This window comes from Sphingobium xenophagum (assembly GCF_002288285.1).
GTDB lineage: Bacteria > Pseudomonadota > Alphaproteobacteria > Sphingomonadales > Sphingomonadaceae > Sphingobium > Sphingobium xenophagum.
In genome coordinates, this window is the sequence record NZ_CP022745.1 from 835,936 (window position 1) to 858,531 (window position 22,596).

General features: G+C 64.6%; 16 protein-coding genes and 1 riboswitch. Of the genes, 8 read left to right on the plus strand and 8 right to left on the minus strand.

Features of this window, described 5'->3' with window-relative positions:
- Positions 1-18: 18 nt before the first annotated feature.
- The gene (locus tag CJD35_RS04155; protein WP_017181142.1) at positions 19-507 is read right to left on the minus strand and encodes a hypothetical protein; all 489 of its coding nucleotides are present in this window, start codon (positions 505-507) and stop codon (positions 19-21) included.
- 171 nt (positions 508-678) lie between these two features.
- Here CJD35_RS04155 and dnaN point away from each other — a divergent pair, with 171 nt between their 5' ends.
- The 3 genes from dnaN (at position 679) to CJD35_RS04170 (ending at position 4,822) form a co-directional block, all read left to right on the plus strand.
- Positions 679-1,791: a DNA polymerase III subunit beta gene (gene dnaN, locus CJD35_RS04160; RefSeq protein WP_017181143.1), complete on the plus strand. Its 1,113-nt coding sequence runs from the start codon at positions 679-681 to the stop codon at positions 1,789-1,791.
- 101 nt (positions 1,792-1,892) lie between these two features.
- Entirely contained in the window at positions 1,893-4,508 is a 2,616-nt protein-coding gene (locus CJD35_RS04165) for an EAL domain-containing protein (protein ID WP_026002060.1), read from the plus strand.
- Between the two features lie 107 nt (positions 4,509-4,615).
- On the plus strand, positions 4,616-4,822 hold the full coding sequence (locus CJD35_RS04170; RefSeq protein WP_017181145.1) for a hypothetical protein: 207 nt from the start codon (positions 4,616-4,618) through the stop codon (positions 4,820-4,822).
- Between the two features lie 65 nt (positions 4,823-4,887).
- Here CJD35_RS04170 and CJD35_RS04175 read toward each other — a convergent pair whose 3' ends face one another.
- The 5 genes from CJD35_RS04175 to thiC all read right to left on the minus strand — a co-directional run bounded on the left by CJD35_RS04175 (position 4,888) and on the right by thiC (position 11,366).
- On the minus strand, positions 4,888-5,310 hold the full coding sequence (locus tag CJD35_RS04175; protein WP_026002061.1) for a response regulator: 423 nt from the start codon (positions 5,308-5,310) through the stop codon (positions 4,888-4,890).
- A 76-nt stretch (positions 5,311-5,386) separates the two neighbouring features.
- On the minus strand, positions 5,387-8,146 hold the full coding sequence (locus tag CJD35_RS04180; RefSeq protein WP_017181147.1) for a hypothetical protein: 2,760 nt from the start codon (positions 8,144-8,146) through the stop codon (positions 5,387-5,389).
- A gap of 261 nt (positions 8,147-8,407) precedes the next feature.
- A complete protein-coding gene (locus CJD35_RS04185; RefSeq protein WP_017181148.1) occupies positions 8,408-8,803 on the minus strand; it encodes a type II toxin-antitoxin system death-on-curing family toxin in 396 nt (131 codons plus the stop codon).
- Positions 8,803-9,030 (minus strand): AbrB/MazE/SpoVT family DNA-binding domain-containing protein, encoded by a 228-nt coding sequence (locus tag CJD35_RS04190; protein WP_017181149.1) that lies wholly within the window; start codon positions 9,028-9,030, stop codon positions 8,803-8,805. The genes CJD35_RS04185 and CJD35_RS04190 overlap by 1 nt, the downstream gene beginning before the upstream one ends.
- 389 nt (positions 9,031-9,419) lie before the next feature.
- Positions 9,420-11,366, minus strand: coding sequence for a phosphomethylpyrimidine synthase ThiC (gene thiC, locus CJD35_RS04195; RefSeq protein ID WP_026002063.1), 1,947 nt, complete (start codon positions 11,364-11,366; stop codon positions 9,420-9,422).
- A 44-nt stretch (positions 11,367-11,410) separates the two neighbouring features.
- Positions 11,411-11,520, minus strand: a riboswitch (TPP riboswitch).
- Positions 11,521-11,657: 137 nt separating this feature from the next.
- Between thiC and CJD35_RS04200 the strand changes: the two genes are divergently transcribed.
- The 3 genes from CJD35_RS04200 to CJD35_RS04210 are packed head-to-tail and all read left to right on the plus strand — an operon-like array spanning position 11,658 to position 18,380.
- Positions 11,658-15,017, plus strand: a complete 3,360-nt coding sequence (locus tag CJD35_RS04200; RefSeq protein WP_017181151.1) for a transglutaminase family protein — start codon at positions 11,658-11,660, stop codon at positions 15,015-15,017.
- Positions 15,018-15,027: 10 nt separating this feature from the next.
- Positions 15,028-17,493, plus strand: coding sequence for a circularly permuted type 2 ATP-grasp protein (locus CJD35_RS04205; RefSeq protein ID WP_017181152.1), 2,466 nt, complete (start codon positions 15,028-15,030; stop codon positions 17,491-17,493).
- The gene (locus CJD35_RS04210) at positions 17,490-18,380 is read left to right on the plus strand and encodes a transglutaminase family protein (protein ID WP_017181153.1); all 891 of its coding nucleotides are present in this window, start codon (positions 17,490-17,492) and stop codon (positions 18,378-18,380) included. The genes CJD35_RS04205 and CJD35_RS04210 overlap by 4 nt, the downstream gene beginning before the upstream one ends.
- Positions 18,381-18,398: 18 nt before the next feature.
- Here the strand turns inward: CJD35_RS04210 and CJD35_RS04215 are convergent, their stop codons facing one another.
- Positions 18,399-19,775 carry a cytochrome P450 gene (locus CJD35_RS04215; protein WP_017181154.1) on the minus strand — a complete coding sequence of 459 codons (1,377 nt, stop codon included), beginning with the start codon at positions 19,773-19,775 and terminating at the stop codon, positions 18,399-18,401.
- Positions 19,772-20,905 (minus strand): hypothetical protein, encoded by a 1,134-nt coding sequence (locus CJD35_RS04220; RefSeq protein ID WP_017181155.1) that lies wholly within the window; start codon positions 20,903-20,905, stop codon positions 19,772-19,774. Before CJD35_RS04220 ends, CJD35_RS04215 begins: the two co-directional genes overlap by 4 nt.
- A gap of 21 nt (positions 20,906-20,926) precedes the next feature.
- Here CJD35_RS04220 and CJD35_RS04225 point away from each other — a divergent pair, with 21 nt between their 5' ends.
- A complete protein-coding gene (locus CJD35_RS04225; RefSeq protein ID WP_017181156.1) occupies positions 20,927-21,220 on the plus strand; it encodes a hypothetical protein in 294 nt (97 codons plus the stop codon).
- Positions 21,221-21,225: 5 nt separating this feature from the next.
- Positions 21,226-22,053: a 3-deoxy-8-phosphooctulonate synthase gene (gene kdsA / locus CJD35_RS04230; RefSeq protein ID WP_026002064.1), complete on the plus strand. Its 828-nt coding sequence runs from the start codon at positions 21,226-21,228 to the stop codon at positions 22,051-22,053.
- The last annotated feature ends 543 nt before the right edge of the window (positions 22,054-22,596 follow it).

Here is a 22,596-nt window from a genome sequence, read left to right on the forward strand (position 1 = left end):
GATTAAAGCGTTGCCGCTTTACCGCAGCCGCGCGCACCCCAGCGCGGCCGCGTCGATCGCGGTCGCCGCGCCGCGCAGGGCGTAGGCGTCGGCAAAGGCGCGGCCCTGCGCGTCTCTGGTCTGGATGCTCATGCTGCTGGCGGATCGCATGGCGGCGATGATCGTGGCGTCGCCGCGGGCGTCGGCGGCCCAGGCGTCGCTGCGCCCCGCGACCAGGGTGAAGCGGCGTTCGCCGACGGTGAGCGTCACTGGCGCCTTGTCCGCACGGTTGCGGCTCAGGCGGAAATGGACCTGGCCGCGCACCTTCTGCCGTGGCCAGGTGCCGACCGCCGCGAAGCCCGGACTGACCCGCCCGGCGCGCTTGACGGGGCGGGCAATCGCGTAACAGCGCGGCGTGGCGGGATCCCGGAACGCCCCCCAGGTTTCGAACATGCCCAGCGAATCACGCGCGAACGCAGGCGATGCGACCAGCAGCAAGATCATCAGACAGGCGGCGATGCGGCTCATCTGCCAAGGCAGAGCGCACCCTGTCCCGTTTTGCAAGGGTGCTGCTGCGCGAAAGCGCGAGCGAGTGCTTGCCCATGCCGCAACAGCGGTTATGAAGAACCATCCATCATAGTCACCCGGATTCGACTGCATCCGGGCACTTGCAGAAAAAGAAACGGACAGAACAGGGACATGAAGGCCACCATCGAACGCGCGACGCTGTTGAAGAGCCTGAGCCACGTCCAGTCGGTGGTCGAGCGGCGCAACACGATTCCGATCCTGTCCAACGTGCTGATCGAAGCGTCGGCGGACGGCGCTATCAAGCTGATGGCGACCGATCTGGACCTGCAGGTGGTCGAAAGTATTTCGGCGCAGGTGGAGCAGGCTGGCGCGACCACCATATCCGCCCACACTTTGTTCGACATTGCGCGCAAGCTGCCCGAAGGTAGCCAGGTGTCGCTGGCGGCGGCCGATGGCAAGATGCTGATTCAGGCCGGGCGCGCGCGCTTCAACCTGTCCACCCTGCCCCGCGACGATTTCCCGGTGATCGCCGAGGGCGACCTGCCGACCAGCTTCGAACTGCCCGCCGAAACATTGAAGCAGATCATCGACAAGACGCGCTTTGCGATCTCGACCGAAGAGACGCGCTATTATCTGAACGGCATCTATTTCCATGTGTCCGATGATGGCCAGCCAGTGCTGAAAGCCGCGGCGACCGATGGCCATCGCCTCGCCCGCGTCACCGTGCCTCGTCCCGATGGCGCGGACGGGATGCCCGGCATCATCGTCCCGCGCAAATGCATCGGCGAACTGCGCAAATTGCTCGACGAGGTCGAAGGGTCGGTGCAGATTTCGCTGTCCGCCAGCAAGATCCGCTTTGGCCTGGGCAGCGCGATCCTGACCAGCAAGCTGATCGACGGCACCTTCCCCGACTATAGCCGCGTCATCCCGACCGCCAACGACAAGCTGCTCAAGATCGACCCGCGCAGCTTCGAGGAAGGGGTTGATCGCGTTGCGACCATCGCGACCGAAAAGACCCGCGCGGTCAAGATGAGCCTGGACCGCGACAAGATCACCCTGTCGGTCACCAGCCCCGAAAATGGCACCGCCGCCGAAGAAGTGTCCGGCGTGTTTCAGGGCGAGGGTTTCGACATCGGCTTCAACGCGCGCTACCTGCTCGACATATTGGGACAGATCGACAGCGAGACGGTCGAATTGCATCTGGCCGATGCCGCCGCGCCTACGCTGATCCGCGAGAATGACCGCAGCCCTGCGCTCTATGTATTGATGCCGATGCGGGTGTGACCAAAGCCATGTCTAACGAGCGCGTTTAGTGTCGTTAAACATGCAAAAGTCCCCTTATTTGAAGTAATTCTATGTAAAGGAACGGACGTTAAACAACGCGCATGTCTCGATTGCGCGCGTCCCTGTCCGATACTCCCTCCCGCTCCATGTCCCTCATGGTCGCGCTGGGGCTGGCAGAGAGCGGGACCGAGGTGGCCGCGTCCTGGATTTCAGGCGCATTCGTCCAGATCGCTCGGCTATGGCCGCTGATCCTGCTGTCCAAGCTGTGCGTGATAAGCCTGCTGGGCATCCCGCTCTTCCGTCCCGATGATGCGCAGCAGTTCGGCGTCCTGGTCGTGATGCTGCTGGTGGACGGCGCGTTGATGCTGGTGCCGCGCTGGCCGGTGTTTCAGGAGCGGATGCCCCACATCCAGAATTGGCTGATGCTGCCAATGCTGTTCCTGTCCGGCCTCAGCTTCAGCCTGTGGTTAAAGCATGATCCGAAAACGGTGTCGGACTCGCTGTTCCTGGCCGCTGTGCCGGAACTGGCAGTCGCGCTGCTGGCGGTATGCATCGTGGGCGACCGCCGTTTGTTGGGGATCAGCTATTTTCTGGGTGCGCTGCTTGTGTCGGTGGCGGCAAAGGCGGGCCCGGCGCAGATCGGCCTGCTGGTCAGTTGCGTTATCATCATGGCAGTCGCCACGCTGCGACAGGCGACGGCGGACCGCGAGCGGGCCATCGAACGCCAGCGGCAGGATTTGCGTGCGCAGCGATCTGACCGGCTTTTGCAGGAGCATGAGCGCACCGGGCGCGGCTGGTTCTGGGAAACCGACCGGCAGGGTTGCCTGACCTATATTTCCGATACACTCGTTCGCACATTGGACGCGCCCAAGGGTGGGCTGATCGGCCGGCCGATCACTGAAATGATCCGCCCCGGCGACAAGCAGCAGGGCGATGGGGAGCGCACGCTGGGTTTTCACCTGTCGGCACGCACTGGCTTTTCCGACATTTCCGTCCGCGCTGCCATGGCGAAGGAGGAACGCTGGTGGTCGATTTCCGGCCAGCCGGTATTCAATGAATATGGCCAGTTCCACGGTTTTCGCGGATCAGGCACCGACCTGACCGAAATGCGTCGCAGCCAGGCGGAAGTCACGCGGCTGGCCCAGTTCGATTCACTGACCGGCCTCGCCAACCGCATTCAGATGCTGCGTTCGTTGGAGCAGGCTGTGGCCGACCGGCATGGCAAAGCGGGCGATTGCACGCTGATGATGCTGGACCTGGACCGGTTCAAGAGCGTCAACGATACGCTGGGCCATCCGGCAGGTGACGCACTGCTGCGGCAGGTGAGCCAGCGATTGCAGCGGGTCGTAGGCGACCGGGGCCTGGTCGGGCGTCAGGGCGGTGATGAATTCAAGATATTGCTGCCGGGTCGCCAGGATCAGGCGCAACTGGCGCAACTGGCGCAGAACATCATCGCCACCGTGTCGCAACCCTATTCGATCGAGGGAACGGCGGTCGTCATCGGCGTGTCGATCGGCATTTCATCTTGTCCGCAGGACGGGGTGACAGCCGACGCGCTGATCCGCAACGCCGACCTGGCACTCTATGCGGCCAAGGGCAATGGCCGCGGCGTCCACCGCTTCTATTCGTCGGACATGCATGCCGATGCCGAAGATCGCCGCCAGCTGGAGGAGGATCTGCGCCACGCGCTGGCCGCCGACGGGCTGCATCTGGTCTACCAGCCGGTGGTGTCGTCCAAGACGGAGCAGATTGCCGGCTATGAAGCGTTGCTGCGCTGGGAACATCCGGTGCGGGGGCCGATTTCCCCCGCCTTGTTCATCCCGATCGCCGAGGATACCGGCCTGATCGCGCAAATCGGCGAATGGGTGCTGCGCACCGCCTGCCGCGACGCCGTCCAGTGGCTCGATGACATCCGCGTTGCGGTGAATGTGTCGCCGACACAATTTGCCAATCCCGGTTTTCCGTCGACCGTCATGAATGCCCTGGCCAGCGCGCAATTGGCGCCGGAACGGCTGGAGCTGGAGATTACCGAAAGCGTATTCCTGAACGACGATGACGGCACTGACGCCATGTTTGCGCGGCTCAAGGCACTGGGCGTGCGGCTGGCACTCGATGATTTTGGCACCGGCTACTCCTCGCTCGGCTATCTCAAAAAAGCGCCCTTCGACAAGATCAAGATCGACCAGAGCTTCGTGCGCGGAGCCGCGACCAAGGGCAGCCGCAACAGCGCGATCATCAAGGCGATCGTCAGCCTGGCCGAAGCGCTGGGCATGGATACGACGGCCGAAGGCGCGGAGACGCAGGATGAACTGGCGTTGATCCGGCAATTGGGGTGCAGCCATATCCAGGGCTATATCTATGGTCGCCCGATGCCCGCCGCCGACGTTCTGGCAAGTCAGCGGGTCAATGGTTCGGCGGCGTCGGCGGACGGCTTCCAGTCCAGTCGTCCCGCGCGCAAGACCATGTTGCGCACGATAGCCGTGCATCATGACGGCCATGTCTATACCGGACGGGTCCGCAACATATCGTCAACCGGCGCCCTGATCGAAGGGTTGTGGAACGTGCCGCTGGGCACATTGTTCGCGATCGAACTGAGCGAAGGCCAGTTCGTCAACGCCACCGCCCGCTGGTCGAAGGACGACCGCATGGGCGTAGAGTTTGCCGGAGCGGTGGACATTGGAGCGCTGCGCAACGCGCCCAAGGCATTGGCATCCTGACGGCGTCGCAACTGTCGGTCTCAGCAATAAAATATCACGAAATCAGGCTGGAACTGCACATCTGAGCGGAGATTATCATCGGCACACCAACTCAATGGAGACTGCCGATGCATTATAGGGATGATCGCGATGGACAGGAGCGGACCAGCCGCAGCGGGCATAACGGCCTGGCGGTTATTGGCGCGGCGCTGTTTTTGGGCATTGCGACGCTGAGCGCCTATATCCTGTCCAACAATCACACGACCATAAAACCCGCCAGCGGGACGGCGCAGGCAATGGCGTTGGCCAGTTCCAATTCATCGAGCCCAGACTGATGGGCACAGGAAAAGGGGGACGGAAGCGATATGCTTCTGCCCCCCTTTTCCTTGTCCAGATCTGGTCAGGCGGCGATCGCGACCGGTTCCGCTTCCGCCTCGATCAGGCCGCGCGCCACGCTCTTGATCAGGGTCACGAAGCGGGTGGCTTCCCGCACGATCATCGCCTTGTTGAAGCAGGCCGCAGCGCCCCGGTCCATCGCTTCGGCGACGATCGGCGCGCCGTCCCGCATCAGGCTGGACAGCATGATCACCGGGCATGGTTCCATGTCCATGATCTCGTCCAATATCGTCATGCCGTCCTTGCCTGGCATGGCGATGTCCAGCGTCACCACATCGGGCTTTTCGGCCCGGATCATCTCTATCGCTTCCACCCCGTCGCGCGCGATGCCGACCACCTCAACCCGGCGGTCGCGTTCGAGCAGCGTTTCGATCATCGCGCGGATGGTGAGCGAATCGTCGACCACCACAATTCTGATAGGCTTCATCTGCCGTCTCCCCGAACCGTTTATGAGCATCATAACGACCGGGGCGGAACAGGCTTTAGACGTGGCTAACACCCATTTAACTACGTGGCCCATTATTGGCGGCAAAATTGGGGAAGAAGAGCTTGCGGAAGCTGATCGTAACTGCGCGGCCCAGCGGGTCGAGATAATCCTGCTGGTAACGCAGCGGCGTCATTCCGCTCGCGTCGGTGACCTCGCGACGCTGGTTGAAGATATTGTCGATACCGATCGACAATCGCGCGCCGCGCAGGAACGGCACGGACTTCACCAGTTGCGGCATCTGGCCCAGATTGGCGAACAGACGCAGATTGACCGTCGCCAGACTGCCAAAATCGAGCCGCGAACTGCCGCCAAGCGCGCCATCGACATGGGTGCCGCTTTCCCAGTCCAGGCCCAGCCGCGCGCCGATGCCGTTATTCATATAGCCGATCCGCCCTTCCAGTTCATGACGCGGCTGGCCGCCTGACGATCCGGTCGCGTCGCCATCCAGCAGGTTGAGTTGCGGCACGCCGGGCGCGATCGTGATGCTCTCGGTCAGATGCCAGGTGTGATAGAGGCTGAAGCTCAGCCGCCCGCTACCGCCGCCGGGGCCACGCGAACCGCCAAAGCCACCAGAACCGCGACCGCCGGAACGTCCACCGCCAGCACCCGTGCCACCCTCGCCGCGCGGCCGGTCGCCGCCTTCGCCGGGTGGGCGGGCGCCTTCCGGCCGGGGTTGGCGATTGCCAAACAGGCCCTGCAATTCGGGCGGACGGTCTTCCGGCTTGGCGCCTGCCGCGCGCCAGGCTTCGACGACCTTCTGGATATGCGACTTGATCGGGATCGACAGATCGAAACCCCAACGCAGTTGCTCGCTTTGCGCCGCCAGGAAGTTGGTCGGGCGGGTGTCGATCTGAAGCAGATTGCCGTCCGCGTCACGCAGGAAGCGCTGGGAGAAGGCCGCCTCGATCGCCGGGGTGGGCGAAGGGAAGGCTGCGATCGGGTTGCTGGTGCGGCTGTTGAGATAGGTGGCGGTCAGCGTCAGATTGGGCTTGGCGAGCGGCTTGATATTGGCGCTGAGGCGGAACTGGTCTCGCACGCTTTCGCGCAGGTTCGCATTGCCGCCCGACAATTGGGTGACGAACACGCTCTGTCCGGTCGCATAGTCGAACACGGTGACATTGGGGGTGGCGACCAGCGGGTCGGTGATCTGCGTGCCGGTCGGCGCGGCGCGATCCTGATTGGCGGACATCAAAAACTGCACCGCCTTGACCGGCTGCCAGCGCAGGCCATAGCCGATCGTCGAGAGGGTGCCGAAGTCGGAAAGCTGCTGCGCGGCGAGGTTGAGGTTCACGCCAATGTCGCCGATGCCGCCCAGCACATGCCGAGACCGGCTGGTGAGCGGCAGGTCGATGCTGACCTGCCCGCTGCCGATTTCACGGTTATAGTCGGACCGGCTTTCTATTCCGGCACGGGTGGAGCGGCTTTCAAAGCCGTTGGCCGATGCACCGATACGTACGGACGTCATCGCCTGCCCGGCTGGCAGGTCGAACAGTGCGCCGCTGATCAGCAGATCGCCCTGCACCGCCTGCGACCTGGCGCGGGCCCGGTCGGTCAGGCGGGTGGCGAGAAGGTCGGGCGCAAAGCTGCCATAGGGACTGACGCTGGCGTCGCCGGCATCGAGCGCAGCCTGGATCGCGCCGGTCGCCACGCCCCTGTCGGTGCGGGTACGGGTGATCGACAGGTCGCCATTGCCGGTGAAGGACCATTGCCAGCTACCCGCCAGCCGCCCGTTCAGCGTGACGCCGACATGCGCCGTCGTGCCGCGCACCTGCTGCCCCAATGCGCCGGGTTGAACCAGATAACGGGAAAGCGCGACGTCATTGGCAAAGGGGGAGAAAGGGCTGGCCGCAGGCAGGGTCAGCGCGGCCCGCGACAGGCCTTGCAGCGAATCGCTGTCGGACAGTTCCAGCCGCCCGTTGATCGTCGCCGACACGCCGCCCAGGGCGCGGGCCAGGGTCGCATTGGCGCTGAAATTTTCGGTCGCGGGGCTGAGCGTGCGATAGGGGGTGAGGTCGACCGCGTCGCTTGTCGTTGCGCCCGGCACGAAGCTGGCCAGCGTCGGCAGGGCCGTCGCAGCGCTGGCGGGAACACTGGTCTGGGTCACGATCGCACCTGCCAGTGCGGAGAGCGCCGGGTCGATTTCCGCGCCGCGCGTGGTGGCGGTGAGGCGGGACGCGCCGGTGTTGACGATGTCGCGCTCGCTTTCCAGCAATTGCGCGGCGCGGCGATATTTGACGTTCAGGGTGAAGCGATTATCGCCCTGGATGCGCAGGAAGCCGCCCTCCGCCTGGCCATTGTCGCGCCCGCCATCGGTGGTGGTGCCGCCGCGCAGATCGACGGTTTCGGCGCGGAAACGCTGACGCAGAACGATGTTGACGACCTTTTGCGTCGCGGCATAGCCGTATGAGAGCGCGACCTGTTCGGGCAATATGTCGACCCGCGCGACCGCTTCGGAGGGCAGGTCGGAAATTTCCGAAAAGCTGGAAATCCGCTTGCCGTTGAGCAGGATGACGGGCGAACCGTTGGTCTGGGGCGACAATTCGGTGAGCAGTTCGGAAATGGAGGTCACGCCCAGCGCCCGCACATCCGCGCCGCTAAGCTGTTGCTCAGGCTCGATCTTGCCCGGCACCGCGCCGCGCTGTGGCTGGCCGGTGACGACAATTTCCTCGCCATCGTCCATTTGCGGATCGGCCTGCGGCGCGACTTGCGCCCTCAGCGCGCCGGGCGCGGCCCCCAGCATCAGCGAAAACAGGACGAACGAAGTGGATCGGCGCACGCATTTACCCCCGGACAATATCTCTTGCCTCTCCTCTAGCGGGCAGTTGTCGCAAAATATTGGCAATGGCCAGCGGGAATTGTCGCAAGATGTAATCGGCGCGGAAGTTCGCAAACTTCGCCCATGTCGCGCATGGAAATTTTGCCCAAAGTCGGCGGACGAGCAACGCGAGGGTGCGCTGTCGGGGCAGGAAAAGCAGACGGTGGGAAGGAGCCGGGGCGCAGGTTAGCAGCAACCGGCGCCGTAGGACAGGTGCGGGCTTCAGGCGGCGGCGATATGCTGGCGGAACCAGTCGGCCAGGTCGGTTTCGGTGAGATTGCCGGCGGCGAGTTCAAGGAAGGCAACGACCAGTTCGGCGTCGGTCGCGGTCAGTCGATAGCCGTTGAGCAGCAGGAAGGTTTCGCTGACCACTGCCGCGATCCGCTTGTTGCCGTCGATAAAGGCATGATTGCGCGCGAGACCATAGGCATAGGCCGCCGCCAGCGCCGCCGCGTCAGGATCGCCATAGAGCATCTGATTGTGCGGGCGCGCCATGGCGCTTTCAAACAGGCCGCGATCCCGCAGCCCGTCGCCCCCGCCGCCATGTTCGGCAATCTGTTCGGCATGGGCCGCCTCCGCCACGGCGGGCGTCACCCAGACCCAGTCCCGGTCCGCCATTATTTGGCGAGTTCACGCAGCGCCCGCTTGCGCCGCGCCATGACATCGCGCGCCGCCGCCATCTGCGCATCAAAATCCGGTTCGGCGGCAGACAGTTCGATCCCGCGCGGGGTAAGGACGACCGAGAGGCTGTCTCCGGCACTGGCGTGCAGATGGGCCAGCAACTCCTTGGGCAGGATGACCCCGGCGCTGTTACCGATCTTCGTGATTTTGAGGGGCGCGTTCATACGGGGGTTATAACGCAATATGTCGCGATTGCCAATTTAATCGGAATCGATCTGATCGCCCAGTCCTGCCCTTCTTAAATGCTCCGCCCAATCGGGGCGGCAATTCCGCGCTCTGATACAATCCACTTCACCAACGTGCATTGCGTCCATCATCCGACCAAACTCATCCTCGGTTTCTGGTTGATGGGAAACATAGCAATGTGGCGTTTCTCCATCGGGGGCCACATCTTCCCAAACGCCACAGGATATGCAGCAACCATCCTCAACATAGAATGTGCCCGGCACATTGGCTGGATGCGGCGGCAACGGAGAGTAATTAGCTACAGCCAACGGTTGCCGGACCGATCGTCCCAAAAATCTGTTCAACCAATACCGGATCATCCGACCCCTCAATCCCGTTCCCTGTCCCCAGCGCCCATATATAGCTCGCTGCCGGTTTCCCTGAACACCCGGCTCATTTCCGCCATACCCTGTTCGGCGGTGGCGGCGTCCAGCGGTGCGCCCCCTCCACCCTCCCCGTGCCGGGGAGGATTGGCGGCGATGAAGGTGTCGGCGTCCTGATTTTGCCTGGCGGCGAAATCGCGGACCTCTTGCGTGATTTTCATCGAGCAGAATTTGGGGCCGCACATCGAGCAGAAATGGGCTGACTTCGCGCCTTCGGCGGGGAGCGTCTGGTCGTGATATTGTTCGGCGGTGTCGGGGTCGAGGCTCAAGTTGAACTGGTCGCGCCAGCGGAATTCGAAGCGGGCGCGGCTCAGGGCGTCGTCGCGGACCTTGGCGGCGGGATGGCCCTTGGCAAGGTCGGCGGCGTGGGCGGCCAGCTTGTAGGTGACGACGCCGACCTTCACATCGTCGCGGTCGGGCAGGCCCAGATGCTCCTTGGGCGTGACATAGCAGAGCATCGCCGTGCCGTACCAGCCGATCATGGCCGCGCCGATGCCGCTGGTGATATGGTCGTATCCCGGCGCGATGTCGGTGGTGAGCGGCCCCAGCGTGTAGAAGGGGGCTTCGCCGCAGGCTTCGAGTTGCTTGTCCATATTCTGCTTGATCTTGTGCATGGGGACATGGCCCGGCCCCTCGATCATCACCTGCACATCCTGCGCCCAGGCGCGTTTGGTGAGTTCGCCCAGCGTGTAGAGCTCGGAAAACTGCGCTTCGTCATTGGCGTCCGCGATCGATCCGGGGCGCAGGCCGTCGCCCAGGCTGTAGGCAATGTCATAGGCTTTGCAGATTTCGGTGATCTCGTCGAAATGCTCGTAGAGGAAGCTTTCCTTGTGATGGCTGAGGCACCATTTCGCCATGATCGAGCCGCCGCGCGAGACGATGCCGGTGACGCGCTTCGCCGTCATCGGGATATAGGCGAGGCGGACGCCCGCATGGATGGTGAAATAATCGACGCCCTGTTCGGCCTGCTCGATCAGCGTGTCGCGGAAGATATCCCAGGTCAGTTCCTCGGCCACGCCGCCGACCTTTTCGAGCGCCTGATAGATGGGGACGGTGCCGATCGGCACGGGCGAGTTGCGGATGATCCATTCGCGCGTGTCATGGATGTTGCGGCCCGTGGACAGGTCCATCACCGTGTCCGCGCCCCAGCGGATCGACCAGACCAGCTTGTCGACTTCGGAGGCGACGTCGCTGGCGACGGCTGAGTTGCCGATATTGGCGTTGATCTTGACCAGGAAATTGCGGCCGATCGCCATCGGTTCGGATTCGGGGTGGTTGATGTTGCTGGGGATGATCGCCCGGCCGCGCGCGACTTCGTCACGGACGAATTCGGGCGTCACATAATCGGGGATGGCCGCGCCCCAATCCTGCCCGTCGCGAATATATTCGGCGAGGCGCGCACGGCCCAGATTTTCGCGTTCCGCGACATATTCCATTTCCGGCGTGATGATGCCGCGTCGGGCATAATGCATCTGGCTGACGTTCATGCCGGACCGCGCGCGCAGCGGGCGGCGGTGGTGGCCGGGGAATTGGGCGACGCCGCCGGAGCGATCCGGGCCTTTGAGGCCGTTATCTTCGGGCTTTACCGCGCGCGGATCATAATCCTCCACATCGCCGCGCGCCATGATCCAGTCGCGGCGCAATTGGGGCAGGCCCGCCATGATGTCGATCTGCGCATTGGGATCAGTGTAAGGACCGGACGTGTCATAGACTCGCACCGGCGGCTCGCCGCTGCCCGGTTCCAGCGTGATTTCGCGCATCGCGACGTTGAGCGGGCCGACATGGATTTTCTTCGATCCACGGATAGCGCCAGTGGTGACGTTCATTGCCGCCTGCCGGCGGATGAAGCCTTCGGCTTCGGGCATCTCTGTACGGGCGGGGACGTCTGCCATAAGTCACTCTCCTTGCAGCGAAAGAGAGAGAATGCGGGCGGTGTGAGTGCGCGCTTAACCCTCCCTACGCCGGTGTTAGCCGGATCAGGTTCAGCGGGTCGCGGCCACAAAGCCGCCTCTCAACCGTCTGCGGACGGTCCCCCGGGGATGGCGGCAAGGGTAGTGGGTTTGGCGGGCGGGGTCCAGTGACTTGTCGCTGCATCGCCGGGGCGGGCCGGAGCCGCGCAGATTCTTTGCCCCCCGAACCATTTGCATATTGCATTGCAACAGGGGGTAGCGTTTGATCCCGCCATGCTCAAAGCCGCGCTCCACCACCGCACTGCCTATCGCTACAGCCGCCCGATCCGGCTTGGTCCTCAGGTCATCCGCCTGCGCCCCGCGCCGCACAGCCGGACCAAAGTGCCCAATTATGCGCTGAAAATCGAACCGGCGGGGCATTTCCTGAACTGGCAGCAGGACCCGCACGGCAACTGGCTGGCGCGCATCGTCTTTCCAGAGCCAGTGGATCATTTCACGATAGAGGTCGACCTGCTGGCCGATCTCGACATCATCAACCCGTTCGATTTCTTCGTGGAACCGTACGCGGAAAATTATCCGTTCGCCTATGACGAGCAGCTGAAAACCGATCTGGCCGCCTATTTCGATGTCGAGCCGCAAGGGCCGCTGTTCGAAAAGATGGTGGACCAATATGCCGGGCATGAAAGCCGCACCGTCGATTTCCTGGTCGAGGTGAACCGCCGCCTGCAACAGCAGGTTGGCTATGTCATCCGCATGGAAGCGGGCGTCCAGACGCCGGAGGAGACGCTGGAGATCGGCACCGGGTCATGCCGCGATTCCGCCTGGCTGCTGGTGCAATTGCTGCGTCGGCTGGGCTTTGCCGCGCGCTTCGTGTCGGGCTATTCGATCCAGCTGGTCGCGGACGTCGAGCCGATCGAGGGGCCAAAGGGGGTCAGCCAGGATGTCGTCGACCTGCACGCCTGGGCGGAGGCCTATGTGCCGGGCGCTGGCTGGGTGGCGCTGGACGCGACCAGCGGCATGTTCGCGGGCGAAGGGCATATCCCGCTCTGCGCGACGCCGCATTACAAGTCCGCCGCGCCGATCAGCGGCATGGCCGAACCCGCCGAGGTCAATTTCGATTTCGCGATGACCGTCAGCCGCATTGCCGAGGCGGTGCGGATCACCAAGCCCTTCACCGACAAGCGATGGGACGCGGTGATGGCGCTGGGGGCAAAGGTCGACGCGGATTTGCAGGCGCAGGACATGCGGCTGACGATCGGTGGCGAGCCGACCTTCGTGGCGGTGGATGGCGGCGATGCGGGCGAATGGAATGGCGATGCGGTCGGCCCGACCAAGGCGGCCTATGCCGACCGGCTGATCCGCAAGCTGCGCGGCCAGTTCGCGCCGGGCGGCCTGCTGCATCATGGACAGGGCAAATGGTATCCGGGCGAAAGCCTGCCGCGTTGGGCCTATGCCGTCTATTGGCGGACGGACGGCACGCCGATCTGGCACGATGAAAGCCTGATCGCGCCCGATGATGCACCGGCAGGCGCGCGCTCCGTGACGCCCGACGACGCCCGCGCTTTCCTGAGCCATATGGCGGCCCATATGGGCTTTTCCGACGACTATACCCATGCAGTCTTTGAAGATCCGGCGGTCTGGTCGATCAAGGAATCGGAACTGCCGATCAACGCCACCACCGACGACCCCAAGATCAGCGATCCCGAAGCGCGCGCGCGGATGGTCAAGACGTTCGAGCGTGGGCTGGACCAGCCGATCGGCTATGTCCTGCCGGTGCAACGCTGGCAGTCGCAGGCGAGCACGCCTCGCTGGCAAAGCGAAATCTGGCAATTGCGGCGCGGCAAGCTGTTCGCGGTGCCGGGGGATTCGGCGCTGGGGTATCGCCTGCCGCTCGGCTCCCTGCCTTATGTGCCGCCGTCGGACTATCCCTATATCCACCCGCGCGACACTAGCGAGCCGCGCGAGCCCCTGCCCGATTTCCGGGCGCAGGTGATGCAGCAGGCCGATGTCGAGGACGTGCGCGCGCAGCAATCGCAGCGGGTCGCGGGGCCAGAGGGCGGCGCCGCTGCGCAGGACCGGGTGGAACAGGTCATTATCGAAGGGGCGGTCCGCACCGCCGTGACGGTGGAGCCGCGCGGCCATTATCTGTCGGTATTCCTGCCGCCGGTGCAGGCGCTGGAAGATTATCTGGAGCTGATCGCAGAGGTCGAGGCGGCAGCCGAGGCCCTGCGGATTCCGGTGCGGATCGAGGGCTATTCGCCCCCGCCCGATCCGCGCATCGCGGTGCTGAAAGCCACGCCCGACCCCGGCGTGATCGAGGTGAATGTCCATCCCGCATCCAGTTGGGACGAAACGGTCGCGATCACCGAACAGCTATACGCCTATGCCCGCGAATGCGACCTGACCGCCGACAAGTTCATGGTCGATGGCCGGTCGGTCGGCACCGGCGGGGGCAATCATATCGTGCTGGGCGGGCCGACGCTCAACGATTCGCCGTTCATCCGGCGGCCCGACCTGCTCAAGAGCTTCGTCCTCTACTGGCAGCGGCACCCTTCGCTTTCCTACCTGTTTTCGGGCCTGTGCATCGGGCCGACGAGCCAGGCGCCGCGCATCGACGAGGCGCGGCATGATGGCCTGTATGAACTGGAGATCGCGCTGGCGCAGGTGCCAAACCCCTTTGCCGGGGAAGGCGCGCCCCCGGCCCCTTGGCTGGTCGATCGGCTGTTCCGCAACCTGCTGGTCGATGTGACGGGCAACACCCACCGCACCGAAATCTGCATCGACAAGATGTTCTCGCCCGATGGTCCGACCGGGCGATTGGGGCTGCTGGAGTTTCGCGGTTTTGAAATGCCGCCCGAAGCGCGGATGAGCCTGGCGCAGCAATTGCTGATCCGGGCGCTGGCGGCGTGGTTCTGGCGGCAGCCGCAGCAGGGCAATCTGGTGCGCTGGGGGACGACGCTGCACGATCGCTTCATGCTACCCCATTTCGTCTGGGCCGATTTCCTTGAAATCCTGTCCGACCTGCGCGGCGCGGGCTATGATTTCGATCCCAACTGGTTCGAGGCGCAGCGGCAGTTCCGCTTCCCCATCCACGGCAGTGTCGACGCGGGCGGCGTCGGGCTGGAAATCAGCCATGCGCTCGAACCGTGGAACGTGCTGGGCGAAACCGGGGCGATCGGCGGCACGGTGCGCTATGTCGACAGTTCGACCGAGCGGTTGCAGGTCCGCGCCACGGGTCTGGTGGCCGGGCGACATATCGTTGCGTGCAACGGCCGGCAGGTGCCGATGACGGCGACGTCGGTGCCGGGCGAAGGGGTTGGCGGTGTCCGCTACAAGGCATGGGCACCTGCCAATTGCATGCACCCCAACCTGCCCGTCAACGCGCCGCTGACCTTCGACGTGCTGGACAGTTGGAGCGGCCGGTCGCTGGGCGGCTGCGTCTATCATGTCGCGCATCCAGGCGGGCGCAATTACGACACGCTGCCGATCAACGGTTATGAAGCCGAAGCGCGGCGCAAGGCGCGTTTTCAGGACCATGGCCACACCCCCGGCCCGGTCGATATGCCCGCCGCCGAACCGGCCGGTGAATTTCCGATGACGCTGGACCTGCGTTTCAGGCATCCGGGCGCGTAAGGGCGACCGGGTGGAAACCGCCATATATGCAAACTGGGCCGACGCCTATCTGGCCAATGCACCGGCGGGCGACCTGTACGCCGGTGCATCGCCCGCCATGCAGACACGCTGGCGCACGATGCTGGACCGGCTGTCGGCGCAGGCGCAGGGCGACCCGGCCATGCTGGCGGACAATGTCGCGCGGCAGGCGATCGACCTGGGCATGGCGTTCCGCCTGACCGGGGACGAACAGGAACGATCCTGGCCATTGGGGCCGATCCCGATGCTGATCGATGCGGCCGAGTGGGCGCATATCGAGCGGGGCCTGGCCCAGCGCGCCGAATTGCTGGAACAGGTGATCGGCGATATTTATGGGAGCCAGTCGCTGGTCCGCGACGGCAAGCTGCCCGCCAGCGTGATCACCGGCAGCCCGCATTATTGGCGGGTGATGAACAGCACCCCGCCCCCGCGCGGCCATCATCTGCATTTCTATGCCGCCGACATCGGGCGCGGCCCGGCGGGCGAATGGCGCGTGCTGGCCGACCGGGTACGGACGCCGGTGGGCGTTGGCTATGCGCTGGAAAACCGCCTGGCCTGGTCGCGCGCGACCGGCGACCTGCTGGGTGCGATGAACACGCGGCGGCTGGCCCCCTTTTTCGACGATCTGCGCCGGGGACTGGCCGCCGATTGCGAACGATCGGACCCGCGCATCGGTCTGCTGACGCCCGGTCGTTTCAACCAGAGCTATGCCGAACAGGCGCATCTGGCCCGGTATCTGGGCCTGTTATTGGTCGAGGGCGACGATCTGATCGTCACGGACGGGCAGTTGTTCGTCCGCACCATTCAGGGGTTGAAGCGCATCGATGGTTTGTGGCGCTGGATGGACAGCCGCTTCATGGACCCGCTGGCCTTCGACAGCAAGTCGCGCATCGGCGTGCCCGACCTGTTCGACGCCTGCGCGCGCGGCGGATTGGTGCTGAGCAACTGGCCGGGCGCGGGCGTGATCGAATCGCGCGCCTTTGCTGCCTTCCTGCCGCAACTGAGCAAGGCGCTGCTGGGCGCGGACCTGATCCTGCCCAATATCGCGACCTGGTGGTGCGGGCAGAGCGGGGAGCGCGCCTATGTGCGCGACCGGCTGGATCAACTGGTCGTCGGATCGGCCTTCGATCAGGATGTGGCGGGCCTGCCCGATGCGCGCTTCACCCCCGGATCGGCGCTGGACGTTAAGCAACGCGCCATGCTGGCCGAAGCGATGGCGCGGCGGCCGATGGATTATGTGGGGCAGGAACTGGTGAAGCTGTCCACCACCCCGGCGGTGGTCGACGGGCGCCTCACCCCCCTGCCCTTCACCCTGCGCGTGTTCGTGGCGCGCGACGCGCAGGGCCAGTGGCGGGTGATGCCCGGCGCCTTTGCGCGGCTGGCGGGCCATGGCGACATCCGCGCCGCGCTGATGGGCAAGGGCGACATGTCCGCCGACATGTGCGTGGTCGATAGCGTAGCCGTGCCGCCCGACACCCTGTTGGGCGGCGGCGCGCCCGCGATCCGGCGGATCGGCGGGATGTTGCCGGCCAAGGCGGCGGACAATCTCTATTGGCTGGGCCGCTATATCGAGCGGACGGAAATGACGCTGCGGCTGATCCGCGCCATCGTCGGCGGATCGATAGAGGCCGACCTTGGCCCGTCGGTTGCATCGCCGACGATGAACCGGCTGGTCGGGCAACTGGTGCTGTGGGGCGCGATCGCCCGTGATGGCGGCGGCCCCATCGGCCCGATCTGTGCGACCGCGCTGGGCGACGCGCGCCAATCGGGTAGCGTCCGGGCGCTGATGGCGAGCGTCGGCAATATCGGCGAAGGGCTGCGCGACCGGCTGGCAAGCGACTTCTGGCGGCTCGTTCGCCTGCCGCTGCCGACATTTGACGGCGCGGTGACCGAAACGCTGCTCGACGCATCGTCGCGCATGATCGAGCGGATTTCGGCGCTGTCGGGGCTGGCGGCGGAAAATATGGGCCGGAGCGATGGCTGGCGCTTTCACGATATGGGCCGACGGATGGAGCGGGCGATCAATGGCTGCCGCCTGCTTGGCCTGTTCGGCGGCGAAGGCGCGAGCGCGGACGACCTGACCGTCCTGCTGGACCTTAATGATAGCCAGATCAGCTATCGTACCCGCTATCTGACCGGCCCGGCGCTGCCGCCGGTGCGCGATCTTGTCGCGCTGGAGCCGTATAATCCGCGCGCCATCGTCTATCAGGCGCAGCGTCTGGCCGACCATGTCGCCGCCCTGCCGACGCTGCGCGCGGACGGCATGCCGGAGGAACCCAGACGCCTGGCCGATGCACTGGTCGCCCGGCTCAGCCCGCTGACCGGCGACATGCTGACCATCGGTGACATAGACGACGTCGAAAGCCGCCTGCTGGCCCTGTCCGACGCCATCGGCCAGCGCTATTTCCTGCAAGTGCGCAAGGCGGAAAAGGCCGATGGAGCGGACCTGCTGTCATGATCTACCATGTCCGCCACCAGACCATATTGCGCTATGCCGCGCCGATGCGGCTGGCCCGGTTCAACCTGCGCCTGCGCCCCGCGCCCTGGGCCGGGCAATGGACGTCCGACTATGCGCTGACGGTCGATCCCGCCCCCTCCACCATCGAATCGCGGCCCGGCGCCTGGCCGGTTCATGTCGCCCGGCTGGTGATCGAAAGCCCGATCCGGCAATTGACGATCGAGAGCCGTTTTCGTGTCGGCGTGGCTGACAGCGCCCCGCCCGAACCCCAGCCCGATGACCCCACCATCGGCGCGGTGGCGAACGCCGCGCTGGCCGATCGCGACATGAGCGCATCGGCCCCGGCCCTCTATCTCTACGCCTCCACCCGCGCGCCGCTGCTGCCGCAGGTTGGCGCGTGGGTCGGCGACGGGCTGGACCCGGACCGGCCAGTGGTCGCCGCCGCGCTGGCGCTGGCGCTGCGTATTCGCGCCGAGTTCGCCTATGATCCCGGCGCGACCGACGCCAGCACGCCGGTCGCCGACGCCTTTGCCGCGCGCCATGGCGTGTGCCAGGATTTCGCCCATGTCATGGTGGTCGCGCTGCGACTGGCCGGGCTGCCCGCCGCCTATGTCAGCGGCTATCTGCGCACCGATCCGCCGCCCGGCCGCCCGCGGCTGATCGGCGCGGACGCGATGCATGCCTGGGTCATGCTGTGGTGCGGGCCGACGCGCGGCTGGATCGGCTTTGATCCCACCAATGGCTGCATCACCGGCAACGGCCACATCTTCGTCGCGATGGGCCGCGACTATGCCGATGTTGCGCCTATGGACGGCCTGTTCGTGGGCGGCGGGGGGCAGAGCATCCAGGCGATGGTCGATGTCGTGCCGGAGGAAGAGTTGGCGTGACGACCAACGGGGGTGGGGTCAAACGCCAATCTTCTCGAACATCAGCATCATCCCCTTGCGCGGGCGCACGGTCAGGCGGCTGATCGGTTCGGGCTTGTAGCCGGGCCGCACCGACAGGCGATAATGGCGCAGCACGTCGGCGATGACGGTCATCACTTCCTGCTGGGCAAAGCCGGCCCCCACGCATACGCGCGGGCCGCGGCTGAAGGGCAGCCAGGCCTGCTTGATCATGTCGGCATTGGCCGGATCGTCGAACCGATCGGGATTGAAACTGTGCGGGCAGGCCCAGTTATCCTTGTTGCGCTGGGTCAGCCAGGGGGCGACGACCAGCATCGCGCCTGGGACGAGATTCTTGTCGCGCATCTGCATCGGGCAGGGCACTTCGCGCGGAAAGAAGGCGAGCGGGGGATAGAGGCGCAGCGTTTCCCTGAAAACGTTGCGCACCACGCCCATGTCCTTGAGCATCGCCGGGGTCAGGGGCGCGTCGCCCGCCACCGCCATCACTTCGGTCCGTGCGCGTTCCTGAACATGGGCGCATTCCGACAGGAGGTAGAGCGCCCAGGTCATGGTGCTGGCGGAGGTTTCATGGCCCGCCAGGAAGATGGTCGCAACCTGATCCATCACCTCCTTCAAGGTGAAATGCGCGCCCGTCTGCGGATGCCGCGCCTCGATCAGCGACTGGAGGATGTCCTTGTGCGGCGCGGGCTGTCCGGCATGGAAGGCGTTGAACCGTTCCGCCACGATCGGCGCGAACACGCCGCGAATGGCGTTGGCGGGCCGTTCCGACCAGCGTTCGAACCAGCGGTTTGGGAAGCCGTATAGGCCCAGCATGGACGCGGAATGGGAATAGCGCTGGAACCGTCCGAACGCCTGATGGATGATGAAGGAGCGCCTGGTATCCAGCGTCTGGGAAAAGAGCGTGCGAAAGATGATGTCGGCGGCCACATGGGTCATCATCGCGTCGATGTTGATCGCCTTGCGGCGGTCCATCCCGTCGATCCGCGCCAGGAACGCTGCGACCGCCTCCACCATCAGCGGCATCGTCTTGTTCATCGCGGTATGGGCGAAGGCGGGATTGATCATCGCCCGCTGATTTTCCCAGTCCACGCCATTGGCGGAAAAGACGCTGTTGCCGATCAGCGGCGACAGCCCCTTGACCAGTTCGGCATGTTTGGGAAATTCGGTCCCGCCCTTCAGGATACGGTCCACCAGCGGCAGTTCGTTGGCGATATACATGAGCTGCCCGCGCCCGCGCACCTCGCCCATCTTCATCGTATAGCTTTTTTCGAACAGCACATGAATCCAGCTGTGCCAGCCGATGAAGAAGCGCCGCAGCATCGTGCGCTTGTTGCGCGTGGGCTGGGGGAAAGGCGGGGTGAAGAGCGGTTCTGTCATGGAATCGTCCGGAAAGCGGCGATGGCATCGTCCAGGGTGCGGCGGCCCGCGGTGAGGCTGAGGAAATCGACCGGCGACAGGCGATCGCCTACTCGCAAATAGTCGAAATGCGCCTCATATTTGTTCGACCAGCCGCCATGATAATTTTCAGGATCGTAGAACAGGTGGAAGCGCGGCGAGAGCATGTCGACCCGCGCGGCATGCGTGTCGCTTTCCAGCAGTAGCGGATTGACGTTGAAATAGGCCGCGCCGTCGGGCGGGAAGCTGAGATCCACATAGCGGAAATGCTTGTCCGCCAGCGCGCGCAAATCAGCATGATACCAGCGGGCGTCCGTCCGTAGCGCCACGACCGGCACCACCTGCCCCATGCCCACCATCGCGAAATGATCCGGCAGCGCCATGCCGCGCAGGTCGAACAGGCGCCGCATCACCGACATGCCCAGGATCGTGCCCGCGCTATGGGTGAGGAACAGCACCTCGTCCCACGGTTCATCCAGTTCCTCGGCTATGCGCCGGGCAAAGGCATCGAGCCGCGCGTCCAGCGCGTCGCCCGGTCCGCCAGCGGCGAGCGTGTGGTGATAATAGGTAAAGCGCAGCAGCCATGGCACGACCAGCTTGTTGAGCCATTTGCCCGACGCCATCGCGCTGATGCCGATCCCCGCCAGCGCCGCCGCCCAGAATGGCAGCACGCTCCACAGCAGCAAAGCGGAGAGCAGCGCGAACAGCAGCGGGATCATCACCGCCAGAAAGGGTGGATAACAGATGGTCAGCACCGGACCGGCGCGCAACGCCTTCATCCGTTTGAACTGCATGAAACGGCCATGGCCGACATAGGTGGCGATGGAGCGGAAGGCGAGCGTGAGCGGGTTGCGAATCCACACCTTGCCGACCAGATCCTCCCAGCGGAGAAATTCATAGTCGGTCTCGACCCCGGCCTGTTCATTGTCGACCGACCAGATTGTCGAGACGACCGATCCCGCAGGCCCGGCGCGGCGTCCGCCCACGGTCACGCCCTCGCCCGTCAGCCGGTCATACCGACCGGCCTGGTCGCGATAGAGCTGGTGGTAAAAACGCACGCCGCGCGGATCAAAACCGCCAAGATAAAAGACTTTACGCTTGAATTTTTGCACTGCCCCGGCCCTAATCGGGTCATGAGCACACCCGAACGCGACTACTGCTATTTCATAGACCACCGTAAATACAACCGAAACATCGGCTGTAGGAAGCATGACAATGTCTATGGCATCAACGGGGGCGGCAGCGAGCGGGACCGGTGGCGCGCGGACATGGCCTTTTACCGCCATATGAAGGCCAATGGCGATCCGATGGCGCTGCCTTCGCTGATCGCCTGCCTGTGCTTCGGCTGGTTCTGCTGGAATTATCATCCGGGCAAGGGGCTGTGGCGCGGCCAGCTCTTGCGGCGCTTTGCCAAAGCGCCCAAGTGACCGGCATGACTGTTCCCCACCATGTGAAGGTCGGCCCGATCACCATCGGCAACGACCTGCCCTTCGTTCTCATTTCCGGCCCCTGTCAGATCGAAAGCCGCGACCATGCGCTGTTCATGGCCGATGCGCTGGCGCGGATCGCGGGGCAGGCGGGCGTGCCGTTCATCTTCAAATCCTCGTTCGACAAGGCGAACCGGACATCGGTGTCGGGCCAGCGCGGCGTCGGCATCGACGCGGGGCTGGCGATCCTGGCGGAGGTGAAGGCGACATTGGGCTGCCCGGTGCTGACCGACGTGCATGATGCGGGACAGGTCGAGGCCGCTGCGCAGGCGGTCGACATCCTCCAGATCCCCGCATTCCTGTGCCGCCAGACCGACCTGCTGCTCGCCGCCGGACGCACCGGCGCAGTGATCAACGTCAAGAAGGGCCAGTTCATGGCCCCATGGGACATGGCGGCGGTGGCGCAAAAGGTCGCCTCGACCGGCAATGACCGCATCCTGCTGACCGAACGCGGCGCGAGTTTCGGTTACAACACGCTGGTCAGCGACATGCGCGCGCTGCCGGTGATGGGTGAGACCGGCTATCCGGTGATATTCGACGCCACCCATTCGGTCCAGCAGCCCGGCGGCCTGGGTTCGGCATCGGGCGGCCAGCGCGAGTTCGCGCCGGTGCTGGCGCGCAGCGCGGTGGCGGCGGGCGTCGCCGCGATCTTCGCCGAAGCGCATCAGGACCCGGACAATGCGCCGTCCGACGGGCCGGTCATGCTCCCACTGGACTGGGTCGCGCCGATGCTGGCGAAGCTAAAGGCGATCGATGCAGTGGTGAAGGGGTAGGCCTCACCGTCGCCCCGGACCCTTGGGCGGGGGCAGGACAGGCCTATCTGGGCCCCGGCTATCTGCGCAAAGAAAAGCGGGATGCCGGGTCAAGCCCGGCATGACGAAAGGGAGTGCAATGAACGCCCACTTGCAGACAATAAGGCGTTCTGTGAAGATGCCCGAATGCGGTCATCGGCCTCTACTTTGATAAGCGCTGTTGTGCTTGCATCCTGTGCCCCTAAGCCGGTCTATATAGCTGCCGAGCAATGCTGGTCCGTTTCTGTCGGTGACAAGGTTGAAGGCACGGCGATTCTTTCCGCCTATTCTGGCAGTGAATGTATCGAGTGTGGAGCATCTGTGTCGGGTCATAGCTGCCCCGGCGTGGGCTTTGCGGCGGCTAACAACGCGGTAGATCAAGCCTACGACCGCATTGTGCATTCAGCGCCTGCGGATAATCTCGGTTTTGTGAGCCAAAGAGTTTTCCTATCGGGAGATGTTATTCCCAACGGAGCGACAGGTAAGCCTATGATCCGCGCAACACAATTGCGCCTCGCAGAACCG

Excerpts from the sequence above, each read along its gene's own strand:
- CJD35_RS04155 (WP_017181142.1), bottom strand. The coding sequence starts at position 507 with ATGAGCCGCATCGCCGCCTGTCTGATGATCTTGCTGCTGGTCGCATCG.
- dnaN (WP_017181143.1), top strand. The coding sequence starts at position 679 with ATGAAGGCCACCATCGAACGCGCGACGCTGTTGAAGAGCCTGAGCCAC.
- CJD35_RS04165 (WP_026002060.1), top strand. The coding sequence starts at position 1,893 with ATGTCTCGATTGCGCGCGTCCCTGTCCGATACTCCCTCCCGCTCCATG.
- CJD35_RS04170 (WP_017181145.1), top strand. The coding sequence starts at position 4,616 with ATGCATTATAGGGATGATCGCGATGGACAGGAGCGGACCAGCCGCAGC.
- CJD35_RS04175 (WP_026002061.1), bottom strand. The coding sequence starts at position 5,310 with ATGAAGCCTATCAGAATTGTGGTGGTCGACGATTCGCTCACCATCCGC.
- CJD35_RS04185 (WP_017181148.1), bottom strand. The coding sequence starts at position 8,803 with ATGGCGGACCGGGACTGGGTCTGGGTGACGCCCGCCGTGGCGGAGGCG.
- CJD35_RS04190 (WP_017181149.1), bottom strand. The coding sequence starts at position 9,030 with ATGAACGCGCCCCTCAAAATCACGAAGATCGGTAACAGCGCCGGGGTC.
- thiC (WP_026002063.1), bottom strand. The coding sequence starts at position 11,366 with ATGGCAGACGTCCCCGCCCGTACAGAGATGCCCGAAGCCGAAGGCTTC.
- CJD35_RS04200 (WP_017181151.1), top strand. The coding sequence starts at position 11,658 with ATGCTCAAAGCCGCGCTCCACCACCGCACTGCCTATCGCTACAGCCGC.
- CJD35_RS04210 (WP_017181153.1), top strand. The coding sequence starts at position 17,490 with ATGATCTACCATGTCCGCCACCAGACCATATTGCGCTATGCCGCGCCG.
- CJD35_RS04215 (WP_017181154.1), bottom strand. The coding sequence starts at position 19,775 with ATGACAGAACCGCTCTTCACCCCGCCTTTCCCCCAGCCCACGCGCAAC.
- CJD35_RS04225 (WP_017181156.1), top strand. The coding sequence starts at position 20,927 with ATGAGCACACCCGAACGCGACTACTGCTATTTCATAGACCACCGTAAA.
- kdsA (WP_026002064.1), top strand. The coding sequence starts at position 21,226 with ATGACTGTTCCCCACCATGTGAAGGTCGGCCCGATCACCATCGGCAAC.